The sequence below is a fragment of the Enterobacter sp. IF2SW-B1 genome (assembly GCF_001743375.1).
Taxonomy (GTDB): Bacteria; Pseudomonadota; Gammaproteobacteria; order Enterobacterales; family Enterobacteriaceae; genus Enterobacter; species Enterobacter bugandensis.
In genome coordinates this window covers 12,999-33,717 of record NZ_MJAA01000001.1, presented here as the reverse complement: position 1 = coordinate 33,717, position 20,719 = coordinate 12,999, and the positions used below count along the sequence as shown (strand labels likewise).

13 protein-coding genes and 4 pseudogenes are annotated in these 20,719 nt (G+C 55.1%); 3 read left to right on the top strand and 14 right to left on the bottom strand.

Going from position 1 to position 20,719, the window contains the following annotated elements:
• Positions 1-15 precede the first annotated feature (15 nt).
• The 4 genes and pseudogenes from A6013_RS00105 to A6013_RS00095 all read right to left on the bottom strand — a co-directional run.
• Complete coding sequence (locus tag A6013_RS00105) at positions 16-990, bottom strand: DUF1852 domain-containing protein (RefSeq protein ID WP_069732301.1); 975 nt, start codon at positions 988-990, stop codon at positions 16-18.
• A 196-nt stretch (positions 991-1,186) separates the two neighbouring features.
• Positions 1,187-1,285, bottom strand: a pseudogene (locus A6013_RS24870) (type VI secretion system tube protein Hcp); the annotation flags it as partial.
• Between the two features lie 18 nt (positions 1,286-1,303).
• Positions 1,304-1,528, bottom strand: a pseudogene (locus A6013_RS00100) (DUF4926 domain-containing protein); the annotation flags it as partial.
• Positions 1,529-1,538: 10 nt separating this feature from the next.
• Positions 1,539-1,784: pseudogene (locus tag A6013_RS00095) on the bottom strand (DUF6883 domain-containing protein); the annotation flags it as partial.
• A 276-nt stretch (positions 1,785-2,060) separates the two neighbouring features.
• Between A6013_RS00095 and A6013_RS00090 the strand changes: the two are divergent.
• Positions 2,061-2,600, top strand: coding sequence for a DUF2058 domain-containing protein (locus tag A6013_RS00090; RefSeq protein WP_069732299.1), 540 nt, complete (start codon positions 2,061-2,063; stop codon positions 2,598-2,600).
• 7 nt (positions 2,601-2,607) lie between these two features.
• Here A6013_RS00090 and A6013_RS00085 read toward each other — a convergent pair whose 3' ends face one another.
• Both A6013_RS00085 and azoR read right to left on the bottom strand, forming a co-directional pair.
• Complete coding sequence (locus A6013_RS00085; protein WP_069732298.1) at positions 2,608-3,294, bottom strand: RluA family pseudouridine synthase; 687 nt, start codon at positions 3,292-3,294, stop codon at positions 2,608-2,610.
• 89 nt (positions 3,295-3,383) lie between these two features.
• Entirely contained in the window at positions 3,384-3,989 is a 606-nt protein-coding gene (gene azoR / locus A6013_RS00080; protein ID WP_008502313.1) for an FMN-dependent NADH-azoreductase, read from the bottom strand.
• 205 nt (positions 3,990-4,194) lie between these two features.
• Between azoR and hrpA the strand changes: the two genes are divergently transcribed.
• Positions 4,195-8,097, top strand: a complete 3,903-nt coding sequence (hrpA, locus tag A6013_RS00075) for an ATP-dependent RNA helicase HrpA (protein ID WP_041910094.1) — start codon at positions 4,195-4,197, stop codon at positions 8,095-8,097.
• Between the two features lie 502 nt (positions 8,098-8,599).
• On the opposite strand, the gene A6013_RS00070 is transcribed toward hrpA, so the two are convergent.
• From A6013_RS00070 to A6013_RS00040, 7 genes and pseudogenes are all read right to left on the bottom strand, one after another.
• Positions 8,600-9,085, bottom strand: coding sequence for a DUF943 family protein (locus tag A6013_RS00070; protein WP_063942502.1), 486 nt, complete (start codon positions 9,083-9,085; stop codon positions 8,600-8,602).
• Positions 9,086-9,088: 3 nt separating this feature from the next.
• Complete coding sequence (locus A6013_RS00065; RefSeq protein WP_069732297.1) at positions 9,089-11,086, bottom strand: DUF3289 family protein; 1,998 nt, start codon at positions 11,084-11,086, stop codon at positions 9,089-9,091.
• A pseudogene (locus tag A6013_RS00060) lies at positions 10,981-13,375 on the bottom strand (type VI secretion system Vgr family protein). Before A6013_RS00060 ends, A6013_RS00065 begins: the two are co-directional and overlap by 106 nt.
• Before the next feature lie 276 nt (positions 13,376-13,651).
• The gene (locus A6013_RS00055; protein ID WP_069732295.1) at positions 13,652-14,311 is read right to left on the bottom strand and encodes an O-methyltransferase; all 660 of its coding nucleotides are present in this window, start codon (positions 14,309-14,311) and stop codon (positions 13,652-13,654) included.
• 102 nt (positions 14,312-14,413) lie between these two features.
• Positions 14,414-15,793 carry an efflux transporter outer membrane subunit gene (locus A6013_RS00050; protein ID WP_069732294.1) on the bottom strand — a complete coding sequence of 460 codons (1,380 nt, stop codon included), beginning with the start codon at positions 15,791-15,793 and terminating at the stop codon, positions 14,414-14,416.
• Positions 15,790-16,872 carry an HlyD family secretion protein gene (locus tag A6013_RS00045; RefSeq protein ID WP_047368507.1) on the bottom strand — a complete coding sequence of 361 codons (1,083 nt, stop codon included), beginning with the start codon at positions 16,870-16,872 and terminating at the stop codon, positions 15,790-15,792. Before A6013_RS00045 ends, A6013_RS00050 begins: the two co-directional genes overlap by 4 nt.
• 22 nt (positions 16,873-16,894) lie before the next feature.
• The gene (locus A6013_RS00040; protein WP_048959898.1) at positions 16,895-18,547 is read right to left on the bottom strand and encodes an MFS transporter; all 1,653 of its coding nucleotides are present in this window, start codon (positions 18,545-18,547) and stop codon (positions 16,895-16,897) included.
• Positions 18,548-18,749: 202 nt separating this feature from the next.
• On the opposite strand from A6013_RS00040, the gene A6013_RS00035 reads away from it, so the two are divergent.
• Positions 18,750-19,544 carry a YdcF family protein gene (locus A6013_RS00035; protein ID WP_069732293.1) on the top strand — a complete coding sequence of 265 codons (795 nt, stop codon included), beginning with the start codon at positions 18,750-18,752 and terminating at the stop codon, positions 19,542-19,544.
• Between the two features lie 53 nt (positions 19,545-19,597).
• Here the strand turns inward: A6013_RS00035 and gap are convergent, their stop codons facing one another.
• On the bottom strand, positions 19,598-20,599 hold the full coding sequence (gene gap / locus A6013_RS00030) for a type I glyceraldehyde-3-phosphate dehydrogenase (RefSeq protein ID WP_069732292.1): 1,002 nt from the start codon (positions 20,597-20,599) through the stop codon (positions 19,598-19,600).
• Positions 20,600-20,719 lie beyond the last annotated feature (120 nt).

Here is a 20,719-nt window from a genome sequence, read left to right as displayed (position 1 = left end):
ACCTTTTTTGATGAATTAAAGCGTGTAGTTATCAGACCACTGCTCGAGAATGTGTTTATAAGGCTTAATGAAATATTCTTCGGTAAATCGACCCTGTTCAATCGCCAGCCGGCTTCGCTCTTCGCGGTCATAAACAATTTTGGTTAATGAATGATCCTGCTGGTTCAGGTCCGGGCGATAAAACAGTCCCGCCGCCGAGTTCGCGTTATAAATTTCCGGGCGATAGATTTTCTGGAACGTTTCCATCGTGCTGATGGTGCCGATCAGTTCCAGATCGGTGTAATCGCTCAGCAAGTCTCCGGTAAAGAAGAACGCGAAAGGCGCCACGCTGTTCTCAGGCATGAAGTAGCGGACCTTCAGGCCCATTTTTGCGAAGTACAGTTCCGTTAACGATTCGCCATCCGGCGCGTACTCAATACCCAGAACAGGGTGCTGGTTACCGGTGCGGCGATAGGTGTCTTTGCTCGAGACGCTCAGGCAGATCACCGGGCCCTTTCTGAAGTTCTCTTTGTATTCCTGCGAGTTCACAAAATGGCGGAAAATATTGCCGTGCAGTTCGCCAAACTTTTCCGGAATACTGAAGTGCTGCTGGTTCTTGTTGTGCTCCAGCAGCAGGACGCTGAAATCATAATCCCGCACGTAAGAGGAGAAGTTATTCCCGACAATGCCTGCGATACGCTGGTTATTTTTCTTGTCGACAATATACGTCTGCAAAATCTCAATGGCCGGGAACGGCTTTTCCGCGCCAATGTTCAAATCGACAGAGATGATTTCAAGCTCAACCGCGTAGCGATCGGCGGTCGGGTTATCCCAGCGCGCCAGGGCATTAAAGCGGTTATTGATCATCACCAGCGTATTGCGCAGGTTTTCCTGACGTTTTTCCCCACGTGCCAGGTTGGCAAAGTTGGTGGTCGTACGCGTATTTTCTGACGGGTTGTAATTCTCATCGAAGCAACTGCGCTTAAGGGTATATGTGAAAGCTTTGCTCATTGTGGTTATGCATCCTAAGTTCATGTTGCTAAGAAGTTACTCATGCATAATTTATGCCTGAGCCCGCGGCGCAGGGGAAGTGACTTAATTTCAATGCAACATGAGGGAAGTTCATGAACAGGGAGACGCTGAGTGGAAACTTCAGATTGCTTCAGGCAGGGAAGTGAAAGAGTAAGGGGCATCGGGCCCCTTTGGGCTATGCTGTAGGACGTTCGTCCCAGGCGTCGCTGTGCATGATGTTCCCAGCGGCGATGCGCCAGGTAATTTTTTCATACTGCAGGCTTACGCTTTCAACCACGCTTTATTCGGGGCGAACCAACCGCGTTTTGAGGGTGCCAGGAATGAAATAACTCTTTAGCTGAGCGGGTAGCAAAGCAGGCATTGCTATTGTTCTTCCTTCCTCGTCGCAAAATTCGACAAGATAGCCCAGTGTCGGGGTATCGAATACCATAACAATCGTACCAACAGCCCCTTTTACCAGTCCTTCATCAGGTAAATCCTCGTCTAAAACCACAACGTCTAATTCGGCTCTTTTCATTTTTGTTTTCTCATTTAACGAATAGGGTTGTCAGGCGAGGAACTAGCGCGTCAGTTTCATACATCCAGCCTGTACGCACGATCGCTGTTTCACCGTTGACGCCTAAAATGGGCATATCGACAGCCATTGTTTGACCGTAATTGTTGGCCTGCAACACTTTTGCTGGGACCGATAATACGCCTTCCTGAATTCTTGCTGCTAAAACATCTGCATTAGTTGGGTTGTATCCCAGCGCTGACTCAAACACCCTTGTTTCTTTCAAGGGCATATTTTTTCATTCTTTAATAAGAAAAAGCAGCCTACGCCTGAAGCGAACACAGATATTCAACCCACATCATATTTATGAACTGCTCATTTTTTTTAAGAAAATAACCAGGCAATTTTTAACCATTTTTTTAGGCGTTAGCGTGAGTATATGTTGAATCAATAATGAACCAGATTCAGGCAGCTAAACGCCATATCTGCTTCTCTGGTACACCATCCTCAATTCCCGCTATAATCCCCAAAATTTCCAACCGGTTTAGAAACGATCATGACAAAACTCACCTTACAAGAGCAGATGCTGAAAGCGGGCCTGGTCAGCAGCAAGAAAGCGGCGAAAGTGCAGCGCACGGCAAAGAAATCACGCGTTCAGGCACGTGAGGCTCGGGAAGCGGTAGAAGAGAATAAGAAGGCGCAGATCGAGCGTGACAAGCTGCTGAGCGAGCAGCAGAAGCAGGCCGTACTCGCGAAAGAGTTTAAAGCGCAGGTGAAGCAGCTGATCGAGATGAACCGCATCACCGTGGCGAAGGGCAACATCACCTTTAACTTCACCGACGGTAATCTGATCAAAAAAATTGAGGTCGACAAGCAGACGCAAACCCAGCTGATCAACGGCCGTCTGGCCATTGCGCGCCTGGTGCTCAATGCAAACGGCGATTGTGAATACGCGATCATTCCGGCGGTGGTGGCTGATAAAATTGCCCAGCGCGATGTCGACAGCATCGTGTTAAACAGCGCGCTCAGTCAGGAAGAGCAGGACGAAGACGATCCGTACGCGGACTTCAAAATTCCTGACGATTTGATGTGGTAAACCGCGTTCAAAACGGGGCGGCGTGGCGGGCGTTAACCGGCTCTCCGCTCACGGGATGAATAAAATTCAGCTCGCTGGCATGCAGCATCAGCCGGGGCGTTTCCTCAGCCACCGCCGCGTCAAGACCGCCATACAGATCGCAGCCCAGAATAGGGTGCCCGAGCTGTTGGCAGTGGATGCGCAGCTGGTGGGTTCGCCCGGTTTCCGGCGTCAGTTCCACCCGCGTTAACGGCACTCCTGTCCCCCGAAAAAAACGTTCCACCACCCGATAGCGGGAACGGGCGGGTTTACCGTTGATGGCGCAGATCGACATCAGCGGGAACAGCGCCGGGTCTTTGGCAATGGGCGCGTCTATTATTCCCTCGTCGTTTTCCAGATGCCCATAAAGCAGGGCGCTGTAGACTTTCTCCACGCTGCGCTGGCTGAACTGCTGGCAAAGCGCCGAGTTGATGGCCTTATTGCGCGCAACCACCATCAGTCCGGACGTGCCGAAATCCAGACGATGTATCAGCGTGCAGCCGGGGAACGTCTGGACCAGACGATAATGGACAGAATCGAGGTTTTGCGGGTTTTTGCCCGAGAGGCTGAGCAGGCCAGAAGGCTTATTAATTAGCAGCAGATGTTCATCCTGCCAGAGGATCTCAATGTCGTCGTGACACGGTGGAGCAATAAAAGAATCGATAATCGCAGACATCAGGCCGCCCGGCTGGAGAGTGGGAGCGGATGATAGCGAAATGCGGGGAAAAGAAAAACCCTCCCACCGGGCGGTGAGAGGGGGAAATCTTACGCGGCCACCAGGCTGTCGATGGCGGCTTTCGCGTCGGTCTGCGCTTTGGTCGCCACTTCAGGACCGTAAGCGATGCCTTCCGCAAACACGAAGTTCACGTCAGTGATGCCGATGAAGCCGAGGAACAGGCTCAGGTACGGCGCAACCAGGTCAGTTGGGGTATCTTTATGGATACCGCCACGGCTGGTAAGGACGATCGCACGCTTGCCTTTTACCAGACCTTCCGGGCCGTTCTCGGTGTAGCGGAAGGTTACGCCAGCGCGCGCCACCAGGTCGAAGTAATTCTTCAGCTGGGTAGGAATGTTGAAGTTGTACATTGGGGCGTTGATGACGATAACGTCGTGCGCCTGCAGCTCAGCAATCAGCTCGTCGGACAGGGCCAGGGCTTCCTGCTGACGCGGGGACAGTGGCGCATCGCTTGGGCGCAGCGCGCCAACCAGCTCGCCGTCCAGCACAGGAATGGGGTTTGCTGCCAGGTCACGCACGGTGATTTCGTCTGCAGAATGCTGTTCACGCCACTGTTCAACGAAGTAATCAGACAGCTGACCAGACTGAGAGTACCCTGCCAGAATACTGGATTTCAAAACTAATACTTTGCTCATGGGTGATTCCTGTTGTTGCATTTGATTGAAGGGGGGTGCCCCGTTGCTTGTTGACACTTTATTCACAATCCTGCCACAGAGATAGCGCAATATATCGAAGCCTATGTTCGAATTTTTTGAATAAGGCGCTAAAAGCGTCAATGTGGTACTCTATAGCAATCATTAAAAAGAGATTTTATCCGGCAGAGCACTGCCCGTTAACGCTATGACAGAACAACCCAAAATCACCTTCCCGATGCTCCTGCAACAGCTTGATTCCCTGATGCTGCGCGATAAACAGCGGTTTTCCCGCCGGCTGCACGGCGTGAAGAAGGTTAAAAATCCTGATGCACAACAGGCCATTTACCAGGAGATGGCCAAAGAGATTGAACAGGCGGCAGGGAAGGTTGTGCTGCGCGAAGCCGCGCGTCCGGCGATCACCTACCCGGAAAACCTGCCCGTCAGCCAGAAGAAACAGGACATCCTTGAGGCCGTCCGCGATCACCAGGTGGTGATTGTCGCGGGGGAAACCGGTTCAGGTAAAACTACCCAGCTGCCGAAAATCTGTATGGAGCTGGGCCGCGGGGTGAAGGGGTTGATTGGCCACACCCAGCCGCGTCGTCTGGCGGCGCGCACCGTGGCGAACCGTATTGCCGAAGAGCTGCAGACGGAGCCAGGCGGCTGCATCGGCTACAAGGTGCGATTCAGCGACCACGTCAGCGACAACACCATGGTCAAGCTGATGACGGACGGTATCCTGCTGGCGGAAATACAGCAGGACCGCCTGCTGATGCAGTACGACACCATCATCATCGATGAAGCGCACGAGCGCAGCCTGAACATCGACTTCCTGCTTGGCTATCTTAAAGAGCTGCTGCCGCGTCGCCCTGATCTGAAAATCATCATCACCTCCGCTACCATCGACCCGGAGCGCTTCTCAAAACACTTCAACAATGCGCCGATTATTGAAGTGTCGGGCCGCACCTATCCGGTGGAAGTGCGCTATCGCCCGATTGTGGAAGAGGCGGACGATACCGAGCGCGACCAGCTGCAGGCCATCTTCGACGCCGTTGACGAGCTGGGCAACGAGAGCGCGGGCGACATCCTGATCTTCATGAGCGGCGAGCGCGAAATTCGCGATACCGCCGATGCGCTCAGCAAGCGCGACCTGCGCCACACCGAGATCCTGCCGCTGTACGCGCGCCTGTCGAACAGCGAGCAAAACCGCGTCTTCCAGCCACACAGCGGACGCCGCATCGTGCTGGCGACCAACGTGGCGGAGACCTCGCTGACCGTACCGGGGATTAAATACGTGATCGACCCGGGCACGGCGCGCATCAGCCGCTACAGCTACCGCACCAAGGTTCAGCGCCTGCCGATTGAGCCGGTCTCCCAGGCTTCCGCTAACCAGCGTAAGGGCCGCTGCGGCCGCGTGTCGGAAGGGATCTGTATTCGTCTTTATTCCGAAGACGATTTCCTGTCGCGCCCGGAGTTTACCGACCCGGAAATTCTGCGCACCAACCTGGCGTCCGTTATCCTGCAGATGACCGCGCTGGGGCTGGGCGACATCGCGGCGTTTCCGTTTGTGGAAGCGCCGGACAAGCGCAACATTCAGGACGGCGTGCGTCTGCTGGAAGAGCTCGGGGCGATTACCACCGACGAGCAGGCGAGCATCTATAAGCTGACGCCGCTGGGCCGCCAGCTCAGCCAGCTGCCGGTCGACCCGCGCCTGGCGCGCATGGTGCTGGAAGCGCAAAAGCACGGTTGCGTGCGCGAGGCGATGATCATCACCTCGGCGCTCTCGATTCAGGACCCTCGCGAGCGTCCGATGGACAAACAGCAGGCGTCGGACGAAAAGCACCGTCGCTTCCACGATAAAGAGTCTGATTTCCTCGCCTTTGTGAACCTGTGGAACTACCTCGGCGAGCAGCAGAAAGCGCTCTCCTCGAACCAGTTCCGCCGCCAGTGCCGCGTGGATTTCCTTAATTATCTGCGCGTGCGTGAATGGCAGGATATCTACACCCAGCTGCGCCAGGTGGTGAAAGAGCTGGGCATTCCGGTGAACAGTGAACCGGCGGAGTACCGCGAAATTCATATCGCGCTGCTGACTGGCCTGCTGTCCCATATCGGGATGAAGGATGCGGATAAGCAGGAATATACCGGCGCGCGTAACGCGCGTTTCTCCATCTTCCCGGGTTCCGGCTTGTTCAAGAAGCCGCCGAAGTGGACCATGGTCGCCGAGCTTGTGGAAACCAGCCGCCTGTGGGGGCGCATTGCCGCGCGCATCGACCCGGAATGGGTTGAGCCGGTGGCTCAGCACCTGCTGAAACGCTCGTACAGCGAGCCGCACTGGGAGCGCGCGCAGGGCGCGGTGATGGCGACCGAAAAAGTGACCGTTTACGGCCTGCCGGTGGTCGCCGCGCGTAAGGTCAACTACAGCCAGATCGATCCGGCGCTCAGCCGCGAGCTGTTTATCCGCCACGCGCTGGTGGAGGGGGACTGGCAGACGCGCCACGCGTTCTTCCGTGAAAACCTGAAGCTGCGCGCCGAGGTGGAAGAGCTTGAGCACAAGTCCCGACGCCGCGACATTCTGGTGGACGATGAGGCGCTGTTTGAGTTTTACGACCAGCGCATCAGCCATGATGTTATCTCCGCCCGCCACTTTGACAGCTGGTGGAAGAAGGCCAGCAAAGCGACGCCGGACCTGCTCAACTTCGAAAAGAGCATGCTGATTAAAGAGGGGGCGGAGTCGGTCAGCAAGCTCGACTACCCGAACTTCTGGCATCAGGGCAACCTCAAGCTGCGTCTGACCTACCAGTTTGAACCGGGCACCGACGCGGACGGCGTAACCGTCCACATTCCGCTGCCGCTGTTAAACCAGGTCGACGAGAGCGGGTTTGAGTGGCAAATTCCCGGCCTGCGCCGCGAGCTGGTGATTGCGCTGATCAAATCCCTGCCGAAACCGGTGCGGCGCAATTTTGTGCCAGCGCCAAACTATGCGGAAGCGTTTCTGGGCCGCGTCACGCCGCTGGAACTGCCGCTGCTGGACGCGCTGGAGCGTGAGTTCCGCCGCATGACCGGCACCACCATCGACCGCGAAGACTGGAACTGGGATCAGGTGCCCGATCACCTGAAAATCAGCTTCCGCGTGGTGGATGATAAAAACAAAAAGCTGCTGGAAGGGCGTTCCCTCAGCGAGCTGAAAGAGGCGCTGAAAGGCAAAGTTCAGGAGACGCTTTCTGCGGTGGCGGACGACGGCATCGAGCAGAGCGGGCTGCATATCTGGAGCTTTGGCCAGCTTCCGGAGAGCTACGAGCAGAAGCGCGGCAACTATAAGGTCAAAGCCTGGCCGGCGCTGGTGGACGAACGTGACAGCGTGGCGATCAAACTGTTTGATAACCCGCAGGAACAGCAGCAGATGATGTGGCGCGGGCTGCGCCGCCTGCTGCTGCTCAACATCCCGTCGCCGATCAAGTATCTGCACGAGAAGCTGCCGAACAAAGCCAAGCTGGGGCTCTACTTTAACCCGTACGGCAAAGTGCTGGATCTGATTGACGACTGCATCTCCTGCGGCGTGGACAAGCTGATCCACGAGGCGGGCGGCCCGGTCTGGACGGAAGAAGGTTTTGCGAAGCTGCATGACAAGGTTCGCGCCGAGCTGAACGACACCGTGGTGGAGATTGCCAAACAGGTCGAGCAGATCCTCACCGCCGTGTTCAACATCAACAAGCGCCTGAAGGGGCGCGTGGATATGACCATGGCGCTGGGGCTGTCGGACGTGAAGGCGCAGATGGCGGGGCTGGTGTACCGCGGCTTTGTCACCGGCAACGGCTTTAAGCGTCTGGGCGATACGCTGCGCTATCTGCAGGCGATTGAAAAACGTCTGGAGAAAATGGCGATCGATCCGCACCGCGATCGCGCGCAGATGCTGAAGGTCGAAAGCGTGCAGCAGGCGTGGCAGCAGTGGTTAAACAAGCTGCCGCCGGCGCGCCGCGACGATGAAGATGTGCAGGAGATCCGCTGGATGATCGAGGAGCTGCGCGTCAGCTTCTTTGCTCAGCAGCTCGGTACGCCGTATCCGATTTCGGATAAACGTATATTGCAGGCGATGGAGCAGATTTCCGCTTAACGTCCTTGCCCGGTTTTCTCCCTCTCCCTGTGGGGATGTTCTGAAATCAGCAAGTGTATTGATAATAAAAGATATTATTTTTTCTTCTGATTTTTTAGCCCCCAAATTGGCCACCGGAAGGCGAAAATGAGGCTGTTACAGATGCTTACATTTCGGAGAGGGAGACACAGTATACCACGATACGGGAAGCACGGGCCGGGAGAATATCCCGCCCGTAGCAAGGGCGATAAAAACGAAACTCAGACCCGCTTCTTTTTCGGTCCCATTTCTGGAAGACCACGAAACAGAGCGCCCATCATCTGGCGGATGGAATAAAGCTCCTCCCACGCGTCATTCGTTCCCAGCGGCTCATACGCTGACAGCATCGCTTTCACGTCATCCGGTTTAAGCCCTGCATCGCGGGCAATCTCTTTGTAAGAGATTTAATGTGATAAGGCTTGCGAATGTCATTATAACAGCTTATAGGGCACTGAAGTTTCAGCGCCCTTTGTTTGATTAAAAACTAGTTATTGACAAAGTGTAGGTAAAAAGTTTCGCCATTTGTGGTGTCCTTGATATCATGATTAGAAAGCGGTTTGTCTCTCACAATATAGAACAGCCTTTCATTTCTAGATATGCATTTCCCTGCACCCAATTTGCCTTCTAAACATATTTGTTCTTCTCCCATCCATTCTTTCATCCCCATGCTATCAATTACTTGTTCTACATTGTTGTTCACAAATAAAATGTCATCGCATTTATTATTGTTTAGTGGGGTCCATTTTTTTAAAATGTCATGTTTGCTTGAGTTCCATAATCCAATTTTTTGTTGTTGGGTTATAGGGGCATGTTCAACCAAAACAACAGTTGATTTACATTCGCCACGCCCCCATTGAGGATCGTAATAGCTCTTTTGATATATAGCAGAAATAGCCGGACTTAATGTTAAGTACCTGACAACAATCACCAGTAAGCCAAAAAGAATAATTAATAATTTATAGTTTTTCATATTTCACCCATTTATATGAATGATGAAGCTTGCTTCATTAATAAATGGTTTAAAATCATAATGTTTATAGCGTTGCAAAATGAACCATGAGCAAAACCAGGGAATATTCTCAAATCCTTTGCCGTTAAGGTCTGGAACATCCAGCCCAAAATGATCCTGTATCTGAAAACGCAGGCCTGCACGGTATCGGCGCGGGCCGTAGGTATCCGACGGCACATCTATATCCATATAATCAAGATAAATCTTCGTTGAGTAGGTATCGTGAATGGTGATCCCCAAACCGTTAAACCAGTCCCAATCATTAAACTTAGGCAATGTGATTCTAGCAGTGATTTTATTGTAAATGTCACTAAGGTTATCTATTGATAATCTAGAAAAGTCATTATCATCGAGCGTTTCTGATATGATTGTATTTATTTCAATAACACACTCTTTTGTCGTCTTGTGATCCAGAAATGCTTTATTCAACAACTCGTGTCGAAAAATGCCACCTTCATTTTTGCCGAATTTCTTAATCATAATCTGAATGAGCGGGGCATACTCTCCCCATGCAGTCCAGAAGGCCATTTGTTCCATGCTGGCAAAATGTTCATCAACGGATTTATTAAAATCGAAGAGATTGGTTCTTAACTCATGTCCGAACAGATTGATTTTATTTAGCTGACCCTGAGCCAGTATCTGCTCCTGCGTCAGGTCACCGTGCCGCATATCATCGGTAATAAAATCGTTAAGCTGTCGTTTTGAACGTCCGTTCGCGCTGTAATATATCAGGCGCGGCTCTGCTTTTTGCAATAACGTAATAAACGTACGTGGCTCAAAATGCCAGATTTCACCGCTCAGTTCTGCCTGAACCTCCGGGGAAAGTTTATCAAAAAAGCACAGTGCTTTTGCGTGGGCTTTCAATTCACTGTAATCCGTTCCGCTGAGTTCACGCGGGGAACCGGGGGCGGTCACCCACGCAAAACGGGTGTCAAAGGTCGAAAAATCCCATTCAAACGGAAATTTACAGATGAAATGTGTAAGCAGATCCTGCGGGCTGTTCAGATGCTTTTTGACCATTTCAGAATTGCACTGGCTGTCTTTTGTCGGATCATCATCAGCTATACGCCAGCCAGCCCAGTCGGGCATATCTGCATCGCTGTAGGATTTTACATTAATATCGGATACATCCACCCAGAAGGGACCCGTTGCCGTTTCGATGTTTACCCATTCGCTGTATTTTTTAGTCAATACTCCCGCAGAGGCGGGTTCGCTGACAAAATTCACCGTCACGGCAATGTCACCCACACTCTCGTATCCGTCCTGGATTTTACGCAGAGTCCGGGTCTTTGTCCCTTCATGGATGACGAACAGGGCTTCAGTGGTAGTCAGCGCGGAAATATTTATCTTGTGAACGTTATCAAATACGGGCAGCCCTGCCGGGAGATAGTAATAGCGATTTCCGTATACAGGTAATTCCCGCCCGTTGCTGAGCAGATCAAGAACACCGTTTGCACGCCCGCTGAGCGCTTCAAGCGCTGAAGGGGCGCAACAAATCTGGAAGTGATAACCGTTTCTTCCGCTAACCATTCCTGATGTACCGATCACCTTTCCACGGCGAACAGACACGCCGTTCTTTACCCGGAGTTCAGACCTTACCTGCTTCATGTGCATGGTCAGCGAGTAAAAAGTGAATGCTTCGGGTTCTTCACCAATCAGCATTTCATGACGGATCAGTACGCAGCCGTTATCCGTCGCGCCGCCATAGTTTAACGGCTTCTGGTCGCGTTTATCCGATGATGCCGGGTAATTGGCATAGACAACAACCCCATCTGCAATGGCCCTCAACGGATTTGCCTGCTCCCCGGTATCGGTATGGGGAATATGGATCCCCCCATGCCATGATCCTTCACGGTTTACCGGATAGCTCCGCTGTGTATCAACGGGCATACAACGGGTAACCCACTCACCAAACGTTTCGTTATTAGCATGCGGGAAATGGATCGGAGGTGAAATTTGCATGAATACGTTCCTTGTTTATGAAAATAAAAGATTATCCTATGGGGAGCGGGGTCACCTGCTTCAGGGTGTGAAGGGAAACTAATTTCTGTTGCAGCGGGGCCGGACGTAGCAGTCCGTTTGGCATAGCGGGTATATATCTCCATTGTGCCGTACTCAATCCCCGCTGCATCGGTCCGCACGTAGCTGCCGCCGCCAATCAGCGTTACCCGTTTTTTTCCCGCAATCAGTATTTCGCTCAGGCTGGTGATACTGACTTTCTGCTCTGCACTCAGGTGCATCGCACCATTTTGTGCCTGAACCTGTACCGGACCTTCAGCCGAAACCACACTGAGTTTTCCGGTATGTGAAAACATGCCAATAGACTCTCCGGCGAGCAGAGTGGTATTGCCCATTGACCCTGTGCAGATATCACCTCCCGCATTGACGGCAATATTGTCCGTCGCCGCCAGCTGCATGTGTTCACCGCTGGTGAATGCCACCCCTTCAGGGCCGTGAAAATGAATCATCTCGTTCAGCTCGCGGAATCGTTCCGCAAACATCGCCTGCTGGCTGGCAATATCCGCTTCCAGTGCCCGCGCCTGCACAGCGGCAGAGTTCAATCTCGTGCAGGGCTGTGTCCATATCCAGTATGTCACCCACGGCTTTCTGCTGCTCGTCAGCGGTGACAAACAGGCCCTTTGCCACACTTATCACGCCGTGCTCGTCGGTGCGCAGTTCAAAGCCGCTGCCGCGCTGTTCTCCCTGCGTGTTGGTGATATACCCCTGATTAAGCTGCGTTGCGCCAGACGGGGTGGACAGGGCAATGTGTTCTTCCTGCCGATTATCTTCCATCCGGAGTTCATTCGCGCCCGCCGTGCGCAGAATGTTCTGGCTGCGGTTGTTGCGGTTCACCACGTCAGCATGTTCTGAGTCGTGGAAGACATGGGCGATATACGGTTTATCCGGGTCACTATGATGGAAGGCAATCCCGACCTCCGTACCGTCCACCAGCGGCATATGCCACCCGTAAGTATCCCCGGCATACGGTTTTGCCTGACGTACCCACAGGTAGTTAAAACCGGGCTCTGCATCTTCGCGGCTGAAATCCAGTTTTACGCGATATCGTCCCGTATCATCGAGGTGCGAATACGGGTCATGAGTATCACGGCTTTCCACCCGCGCAGGCAGCGTGCCGGAAATTTCCGGGCGCGGAATGGCGGGCGGGCGATAGCAGTAGCGCTCGGGGTAAGGAATGCCCCATACGGACGTATGCAGACGCGAATCACGTGAGGCGATAAAGGTCGTGAGCGTGATAACCATCCCTTCCCGCAAATCCTTAAGCCCGCAGCCTGGCGTTTCCAGCACCTGTCCGGGCATCAGATGTGAGGCGTTACTGAAGACGTGAAGCCGGGTGGATTTATTCAGTTCGCGCTCATGATGAAGCCGGGCATAAAACGCGCCGCTTTCGGTTTCCGGTATGGCGGCAGGGTGGTCGTCTCCGGGGTTCAGAAAATTATCACCGTAGCGGTAATGCTCCCCGGTGGTTGTAGCCTCGTTGCGCACGGCAACGACGGAATCCATCGGCATGGCAGCATCCCGGTAATTGTGGCTGCGGGTGTGCACCTGCCCGGTGACGACCTTATGCCACGTTCGCAGCCCCCAGACGGACTCCTCTGCGCCGTCATACAGTCCGGAGGGCTCGTTAAATGGCAGGGGGACGTTAAAGGTGTAATAAAGCTGACTGTCGGCAAAAATGACCGTATCCAGCCCGGTGGAGCCATTGAGGCTGCAACGGAACCATATGCCCACTTCAGACAGCAGACGCTGGATAAACTGAAGGTCAGTTTCACGCCACTGGGTAATCAGCTCGCGGGCCGGATAAGTATGTTCAAGACGAAACTCAAAATCGCTGCCTTCAAGCCCGTGCGCCAGTAACAGCGTTTCCACAAGCTCAGTTACGGAAACATTCTGGTAAACGGCGCAGCGGCGGGTGTGAGACAGCAGGGCAAGGCGGGAACTGAGGGTAACGCTGTAATGAGACTGGTCTGCCGTTGTCCCCAGCACTTCAAAGCCGGTAATCACGCCCTCCACCGATTTACCGCTGCGCATACGAAAGGTGGCGTATTTTTTCAGTACATCCGTTCCGTCAATATCGTCCTGTGATGTGGTGAACTCAATACGCCAGCTAAAGGGGGCACTGAGCGCCTCACGTCCACGAAAACGCAGCACATCAGGCTCTGCGCGGCTGTCGTTTATGTGCAGGCTGTAGCGGGATTGCCCCGTGTCGGTAATGGCCTCTGCGAAATCCATATCAGTATTCCTTTTAAAGACTTTCAGGGCATCACTTTGCCCCTGCTGAAGGAATATACAATATTGAATATGTAATGCAAATCAGCCCTGATAGCGATATGGATATTGTTTTTGAGCGGGGACTTTTTTTGATTTTGCTCTGACCGGACTGATTTTTTAATTTCGCGGGTACAAAAATTTGAAATACGTCGGGAGACACAGGGAGAAAACGGAATACTTTATCAGATCCTCCCTGTGGGAGAGGGTCGGGGTGAGGGCATCAGCCCGCACATTTTTTCACACATTCACAATCGCCAGCGTAAACCCATCCCATCCCTTAACCCCCACCGTTTGCAGCGCGGTGGCGGTTAAGCGTGGATTATCCCCCGTCATCTCGATAAAACGCCGCACGCCCAGCACGCGCGCGTCGTCGCTTTGCCCGTTAATGACCTCGCCGTCGCGGACCACGTTATCGCCGATAATCACCGTGCCGGGACGGGAATAGTGCAGCGCCCACTCCAGATAGCCGGGATTGTTTGGCTTATCGGCATCAATAAAGATCAGGTCGAACGGCGGAACGTCACCGAAATTCTCCAGCGAGTTCAGCGCCGGGCCTTCTATTAATTCAATACGATCGTTCAGCCCCGCGAGGCGAATATTCTGGCGGGCAACATCGGCATGCGTTGGGTCCGCCTCGAGCGTAATCAGCTTTCCGTCCGGCGGCAGGGCGCGCGCCATCCAGATAGAGCTAAAGGCACCCAGCGTACCGATCTCAAGAATGCGTCTTGCCTGCGTCATGCGCACGAACAGCGCCAGCAGCTGTCCCTGATTGGCCGCAACATCGTGTTCGGGTAGCCCGGCGCGTTTGTTGTTCTCAAGAACCTTCAGTAGAACCTCATCCTCAGGGATAAGCGAAGAAATCATGTAATTATCTACTGCAGACCATTGTTGTTGCATAGATTGACTCCTTTAGAGGGATTGCCGGGTGGCGGCTACGCCTTACCCGGCCTACGGGTGCGAAATGCAGGTCCGGTAAGCAAAGCGCCACCGGGCAGGTTTTCAGGCACTGACCCATCCTCCGCCCAGTGCTTTATACAAATCAATCTGCGCCAGCAGCAGGTTATTTTTTACCTGCACCACGCTGGTCTGGACCGAGTACAGCGTGCGCTGCGCGTCCAGCACGTCAAGATAGGATGAATAACCGTTGCGATAGCGGTTCTGCGCAATGCGCAGCGTCTCCCGGGCCACATCCCGCTGGGCAAGCAGTTCCGTCAGCTGTTCCTGATAGCGCGTAATGGCATCAAGGCTGTTGTTCACTTCGGCAAACGCGTTACGCACGGTTTTTTCATACGCATACAGCGCCTGGTTACGCTGGGACTGGGAAATATCCACCTGCGCGTTCAGCGCCTGGCGGTTCAGCAGCGGGGCGAGAATGCTGCCGCCTGTGCTCCAGAGCTGGAGCGGGTTATCCAGCAGGCCGGAAAGGGTGCGATCCTGGATCGATCCGGTTGCGGTCAGGTTGATTGACGGCAGCAGGCTGGCGCGTGACGCGGCAAGCGAGGCATCAGCCGCAACCAGCTGTCGCTCAGCCTGCACGATATCCGGCCGACGATTCAGGAGCGTGGAGGGCAGCTGTGACGGCAGCGTGAGCGGCGTCAGCGCCGCAAAGCTTTCGCTACGCGCTACCGCACCGGGATTGCTTCCCAGCAGCAGGCTCAGGGCATTCTCCTGCTGCGCAATCTGATGCCGCAGCACGGGCACCTGCGCTCGCGTTGAGCGAAGCTCGGAATCCGACTGCATCAGCTCCAGGCGCGAACTGTAGCCCGTCTCAAGCTGGCGTTTGGCAAGATTAAACGCCTCTTCGCGTGATTTCAGCGTGGATTCGGTCACGCGCAGCTGTTCATCAAGCGAGAGCAGGGTGACGTACCCGGAGGCAACGGACGAGGCGACGGTGAGATCCGCAGCCGCGGCGGCGGCTTTTTGCGCCTCCAGCGAGGCTTCGGCGGCATTGGCCGTGCTGCGGTTGACGCCCCAGATATCAACGTCATAGCTCGCCGTCAGGCTGCCTCTGTACAGCGTGCTGTAGACCGGCAACCCGGTGGCGGCGGATTGCGAACGGGCGCGCGTCCCGGTTACGACCGCGTCGAGCGAAGGAAACAGGCTGCCGTCGGCGGCAAAGACCCGCGCCTGATATTCGTTAATTCGTTCCCGCGCGATCAGCACGTCGCTGTTGTTTTTTAGCGCCTGGTCCACATAGCGGTTGAGGTTGTTGTCATGAAAATTGCGCCACCAGAGCTGTTCCGTCGGGCTGGTTGGCCCTGAGACGGCGCGCCATTGAGCCGGAATTTGCAGGGTCGGCTGCGCCGGCTTGACGTCAACGGACTGGCATCCGGCCAGCATGAGCGCCCCCACCAGCGCGGCTATCGGGCGAAGGATCATGGCTTCGCCTCCCGCGTATCAATCGTCACCTGTACCGACATACCCGGACGCAGCAGCGCGGACTCTTCAGGCTTACCGAGCACCTCAATGCGCACCGGAATACGCTGGGCGATTTTGACAAAGTTGCCGGTGGCGTTGTCCGGCGTGATGGCGCTAAATTCAACCCCGGTCGCCGGAGAGATGCTCTCCACGCGGCCCTGATACGCTTTGTTGTTTAAGGCATCGACGGTAAACTTCACCGGCTGACCGACGCGCAGCTCCGCCAGCTGGGTCTCTTTGATGTTGGCAATCACCCAGTGCTGCGGCGGCACCAGCGTAGTGAGGTGCGTTCCGGCGGTCACGTACGCGCCGAGACGCACGGCAATCTGGCCGAGCTGGCCGTCGCGCGGGGCGATAATGCGGGTGTTTTGCAGGTCAATCTGCGCCAGCTCCAGCGCCGCTTTGGCGTTTTCAACATCTGCCTCCAGCGCGCCGCGGTTCACAATCACCGTCTGCAGATCCTGGCGCGACATCTCAAGCGTGGCTTTCGCCTGGTCGATATCCGCGCTGCCCTGAGCCGCACTGGCCAGCGCGGCATCGCGCTCGCGTATGGAAAGCGACCCATCCGCCGTCAGATCCTTCACGCGCTTTAAATCCGCCTGGGTTTTCAGGCTCTGGGCGCGGGCATTTTTCAGCGCGGCTTCATTTTTGGCAATGGTCGCTTCGGCGCTTTTCCGCTGCTGCAGGTTGTTATTCAGCGCGGCAATTTTCATCGCCAGCTGCGCCTCGGCCTGATGGACGCGCTGGCGATAGATGCGGTCATCGATCTGCAACAGCAGATCGCCTTTTTTGACCTGCACAAAGTCCTGCACCTTCACCTCGGTGATATAGCCATTAACCTGGGGGCTAATGAACGTCGTCTGGCCGCGCACGTAGGCGTTGTCGGTAAACTGCGCGTGGCGGGTAAACGGCGGCAGCTGCCAGGCGTAAAGAATGACCAGCACGCCAACAATACCGATGGCAGCGGCGGTGAAAACGGAAACAATGCGCACATTTTTGCGGGTGTTGGCCTGCTCTTTGGCGGCATCCTGCTGACTCATAAACTCTCCAGAAATATTACAATTATTTGTTGCCGGTGGCGTTCTTCAGCGCCATACGGGCAGTAATGCGCAGGCGCAGCAAGCGCCATAAAATCCAGACCAGCGTGGCGGCAGCGATGCTTGCCGTCAGCAGATAAGTATCGTTGTAGGCCAGAATATTTGCCTCAAGGGTGGTCACCGTCTGTAGCTGGGTAATGGCCTGCGTTCCCAGCAGCGTACTGTCGCCAATCAGGCTTTTATACATCTGGGTATAAAGCTGAATCCGCTCGTTGACCAGCGGGTTAAGCGTGGTGAGCTGATCCGCCAGCAGGCTGGAGTGGTATTTCTCGCGCCAGGTCTGGAAGGTGCCGAGAATCGCCGATCCCAACAGGCCGCCGAGGTTCTGGCTCATGCCAAACATGACCGAAAAGCTGACCAGGTTGCGCGGGTCGGCAATTACCCCGCCAATGGCGGCCAGCATGGCGGGCGCCAGGAAGAAGGCGCTGCCGAAGCCCAGCAGGAACTGGCTGACCATCAGCTGATCCGGGCGGGTCAGATTATTGGACTGGCTGTCCAGCAGCGAGGCAACAATCATCAGCGCCAGAGAGGTGATAATCGGCCACGCCAGCTTTGTGGGCTTGATGGTGAGGCAGCTGGTGACGATCCCGCAGACGATCCCGGCGAAAATAGACCACGCCAGATGGGTCATCTGCTCATTCTGTAACCCCACGTACTGCAGCCAGCCGATGACGCCGGTATTTTGCTCCGCCAGCACGATGCGGATCAGCAGCATGATCAGCCCCAGGCGAACGATGCTGCCGCTCGACAGCCAGCGGGTGTTCAGCAGCGGGTTGGCGCGGTTATGTTCAAACACGATGGCGGAAACAATCAGCACCAGCGATAGCGCCAGCGACCAGCCGATCCACGGCGCCTCGAACCACCAGTCAAGACGGCCTAAAGAGAGCACGGCGCAGAGCAGGGCCATTCCGGGAGCCAGTAAAAAGAAGGTGACAAAGTCTTTCTTCTCGAAGACCTTGCGTCGGTCACCCGGCGGCAGTTTTAAGGCGATTACGCAGGCCAGGGAGATCAGCGCCAGCCCCAGTTCAAAGAAATAGAGCCCGCGCCACTCGTCCAGCTGGAGAAGCTCAGTGGAAAACAGACGCGCCAGCGGAATAGCGAGCGACGATCCGGTGATCCCGATGGTAAGCGCCTTCAGGCGATGCTTCGCAGGCCAGGCCTGGATTTGGTAGTAAATCCCCAGCGAGCTGAGCGCGGCGGCCACCATCCCGTGCGCGGCGCGTACCATCAGCGCGGAGCTGAGGTCGTTAACGAACAGGTGGAAAAAGGTGACCAGCACGTACAGCACCAGAAAACCTTCCGTAAAGGCGCGCAGGCCGTACTGTTGACGAAATTTGACCAGCAGCAGGTTAATGGAGATGTTGGTCATCACATAGACTGCGGGCAGCCAGGCGATTTCGGTCGACCAGGCCCCGAAGGTCCCCTGCAGGTTTTGCAGGTTGGCGGTGACCACCGCATTGCCCAGCGCCCCCGTCAGGCAAACCAGCAGCCCAACGACGCCATAGGCGACGCGTTTTGGCGTACTGTGCTCGGGGGTGGAAGGCGAACCCAGCAGGGCGGGTTTCTCATGGGGCTGCCACTCGCGAGGAGCATAAGGGTCGCGTTCGGGCAGGCGCATAACGTCATTACCTTAGAAATAATTGAATAATTAGCGGGCTAGCGATTCTACGTCTGCCGCAAATGATAATTCAAGTGAATATGATTTGCGCATGTTAATCAAATGTACGAGGGAAATTTAAGGAAAAAGAGCGGCCCGATGTCGCCGTTGTGTTGAGAACCTGAAGTCGCTACCCTGAAGGGATAGTGAGAAGGAGTTCATCATGGAACAGACCCATTTTCCCATCCTGCCGGATGCCACGCTGGCGGCCATCAATACTGTCGGTGAATGGCTGGCGCAGGACGACCTGAGCGGCAGCCGCCTGCACCCGGACGTCGATGCGGTAATTCTGGCAGGGAACGCGGTGATCCCGACCATTGAGGCAGCCTGCCGTATTGCCGCGCAGCGAGAAATCCCGCTCCTGATTAGCGGCGGTATTGGTCATTCAACCGCGTTTTTATATTCAGCTATCGGCAATCATCCGCGTTATCACACCTTACAAGTCGAAGGGCGGGCCGAAGCGAGCATTCTCGCCGATATTGCGCGGGCGTTCTGGCAGATCCCCGAGGCGCGTGTGTGGGTTGAAGATCGCTCCACCAACTGCGGTGAAAACGCGCGCTTTAGCTGGAACATACTAAAAGAGCGTCAGCGGACAAGCGGGCGCGTGCTGGTGGTACAGGACCCAACGATGCAGCGCCGCACGATGGCGACGTTTGCCCGCGTGTGCCGCGATGAACCCGCATCACCGCAGTGGATCAGCCATCCCGGGTTTACGCCAGCGCTGCAAAACGGCACAGAGGGCGTGGAGTTTAGTGGGGTCAACGCCGGGCTGTGGCCCGTTGACCGGTATCTGTCGCTGGTTCTGGGTGAACTGCCGCGGCTGTATGATGACGTTAACGGCTATGGCCCGGCCGGGCGGGATTTTATCGCCCACGTTGCCTTTCCGGAGGCGGTGACTGTCGCGTGGGAACAGCTACAGCAGGATCCTGTCCTGAAGGGCGCACGTAAAATAATTTAGGCACGGAACAATCCCCTCGCCCCATTGGGGAGAGGGTTAGGGTGCGGGGAAAATCACAGCGCCGCAAACTTATCCAGCGTCCGCACCAGCTGCGTCACAAACCCATACTCGTTGTCATACCAGGCAACGGCTTTCACCAGCTGCAGGTCTCCCGCTTCTGACACCTCCGTCTGCGTGGCGTCAAACACCGAACCATAGTGCGAGCCAATCACATCTGACGACACAATCTCGTCATCGGTATAACCGAACGATTTATTCCCCTGGGTCGCCTTTTTCAACGCGGCGTTGATCTCCTCGACCGTCACCTTTTTACCCAGAATCGCTACCAGCTCGGTTACCGATCCGGTTTTCACCGGCACGCGCTGGGCGTGACCCTTTAGTTTGCCGCTGAGCGCGGGGATCACCAGGCCGATGGCTTTCGCCGCACCGGTGGTATGAGGAATAATATTTTCTGCCGCCGCCCGCGAGGCGCGCAGATCTTTCCCGCGCGGGCCATCCACCAGCGCCTGGGTGCCGGTATAGGCATGAATGGTGGTCATGGTGCCCACTTTAATTTCAAACGCGTCGTTCAGGGCTTTTGCCAGCGGGGCGAGGCAGTTGGTGGTGCAGGACGCGACGGAAATAATGGTATCACTGGCGTCAATGGTATCGTCATTGACGCTATAGACGATGGTCTTCATCTCACCCGCGGGCGCCGAAATCAGCACTTTCTTCGCACCGGCGTCCAGGTGCGCCCGCGATTTTTCTTCTGAGGTATAAAAGCCGGTGCACTCCACGACGATATCCACGCCCGCGGCTTTCCACGGAATGTGCTTTGCCTCTTTTTCGGCGTACACCGCGATGGTTTTACCGGCGACAATCAGCGCATCCTCGGTGAAGTCTACGCTCCAGGGGAAGCCACCGTAGTTGGAATCATGCCTGAGCAGGTAGGCCAGGACTTTCGGGGAGGTGAGGTCGTTGATGGCGACGACGGTATTGCTGTCCTGGGTTTCAAGAAGGCGGCGCAGCACAAGGCGTCCAATGCGTCCAAATCCGTTAATGCCAATTTTACTCATGGTGTTCTCCTGTGAACGTGTCGATACGACAGTTTGAACTCATCCAGGCTTAGACCATCACGGGCAGGGCAGCAATTGAAGATGCTTCATGCGAGGGGAAGTATTTGAAAAACCATACAG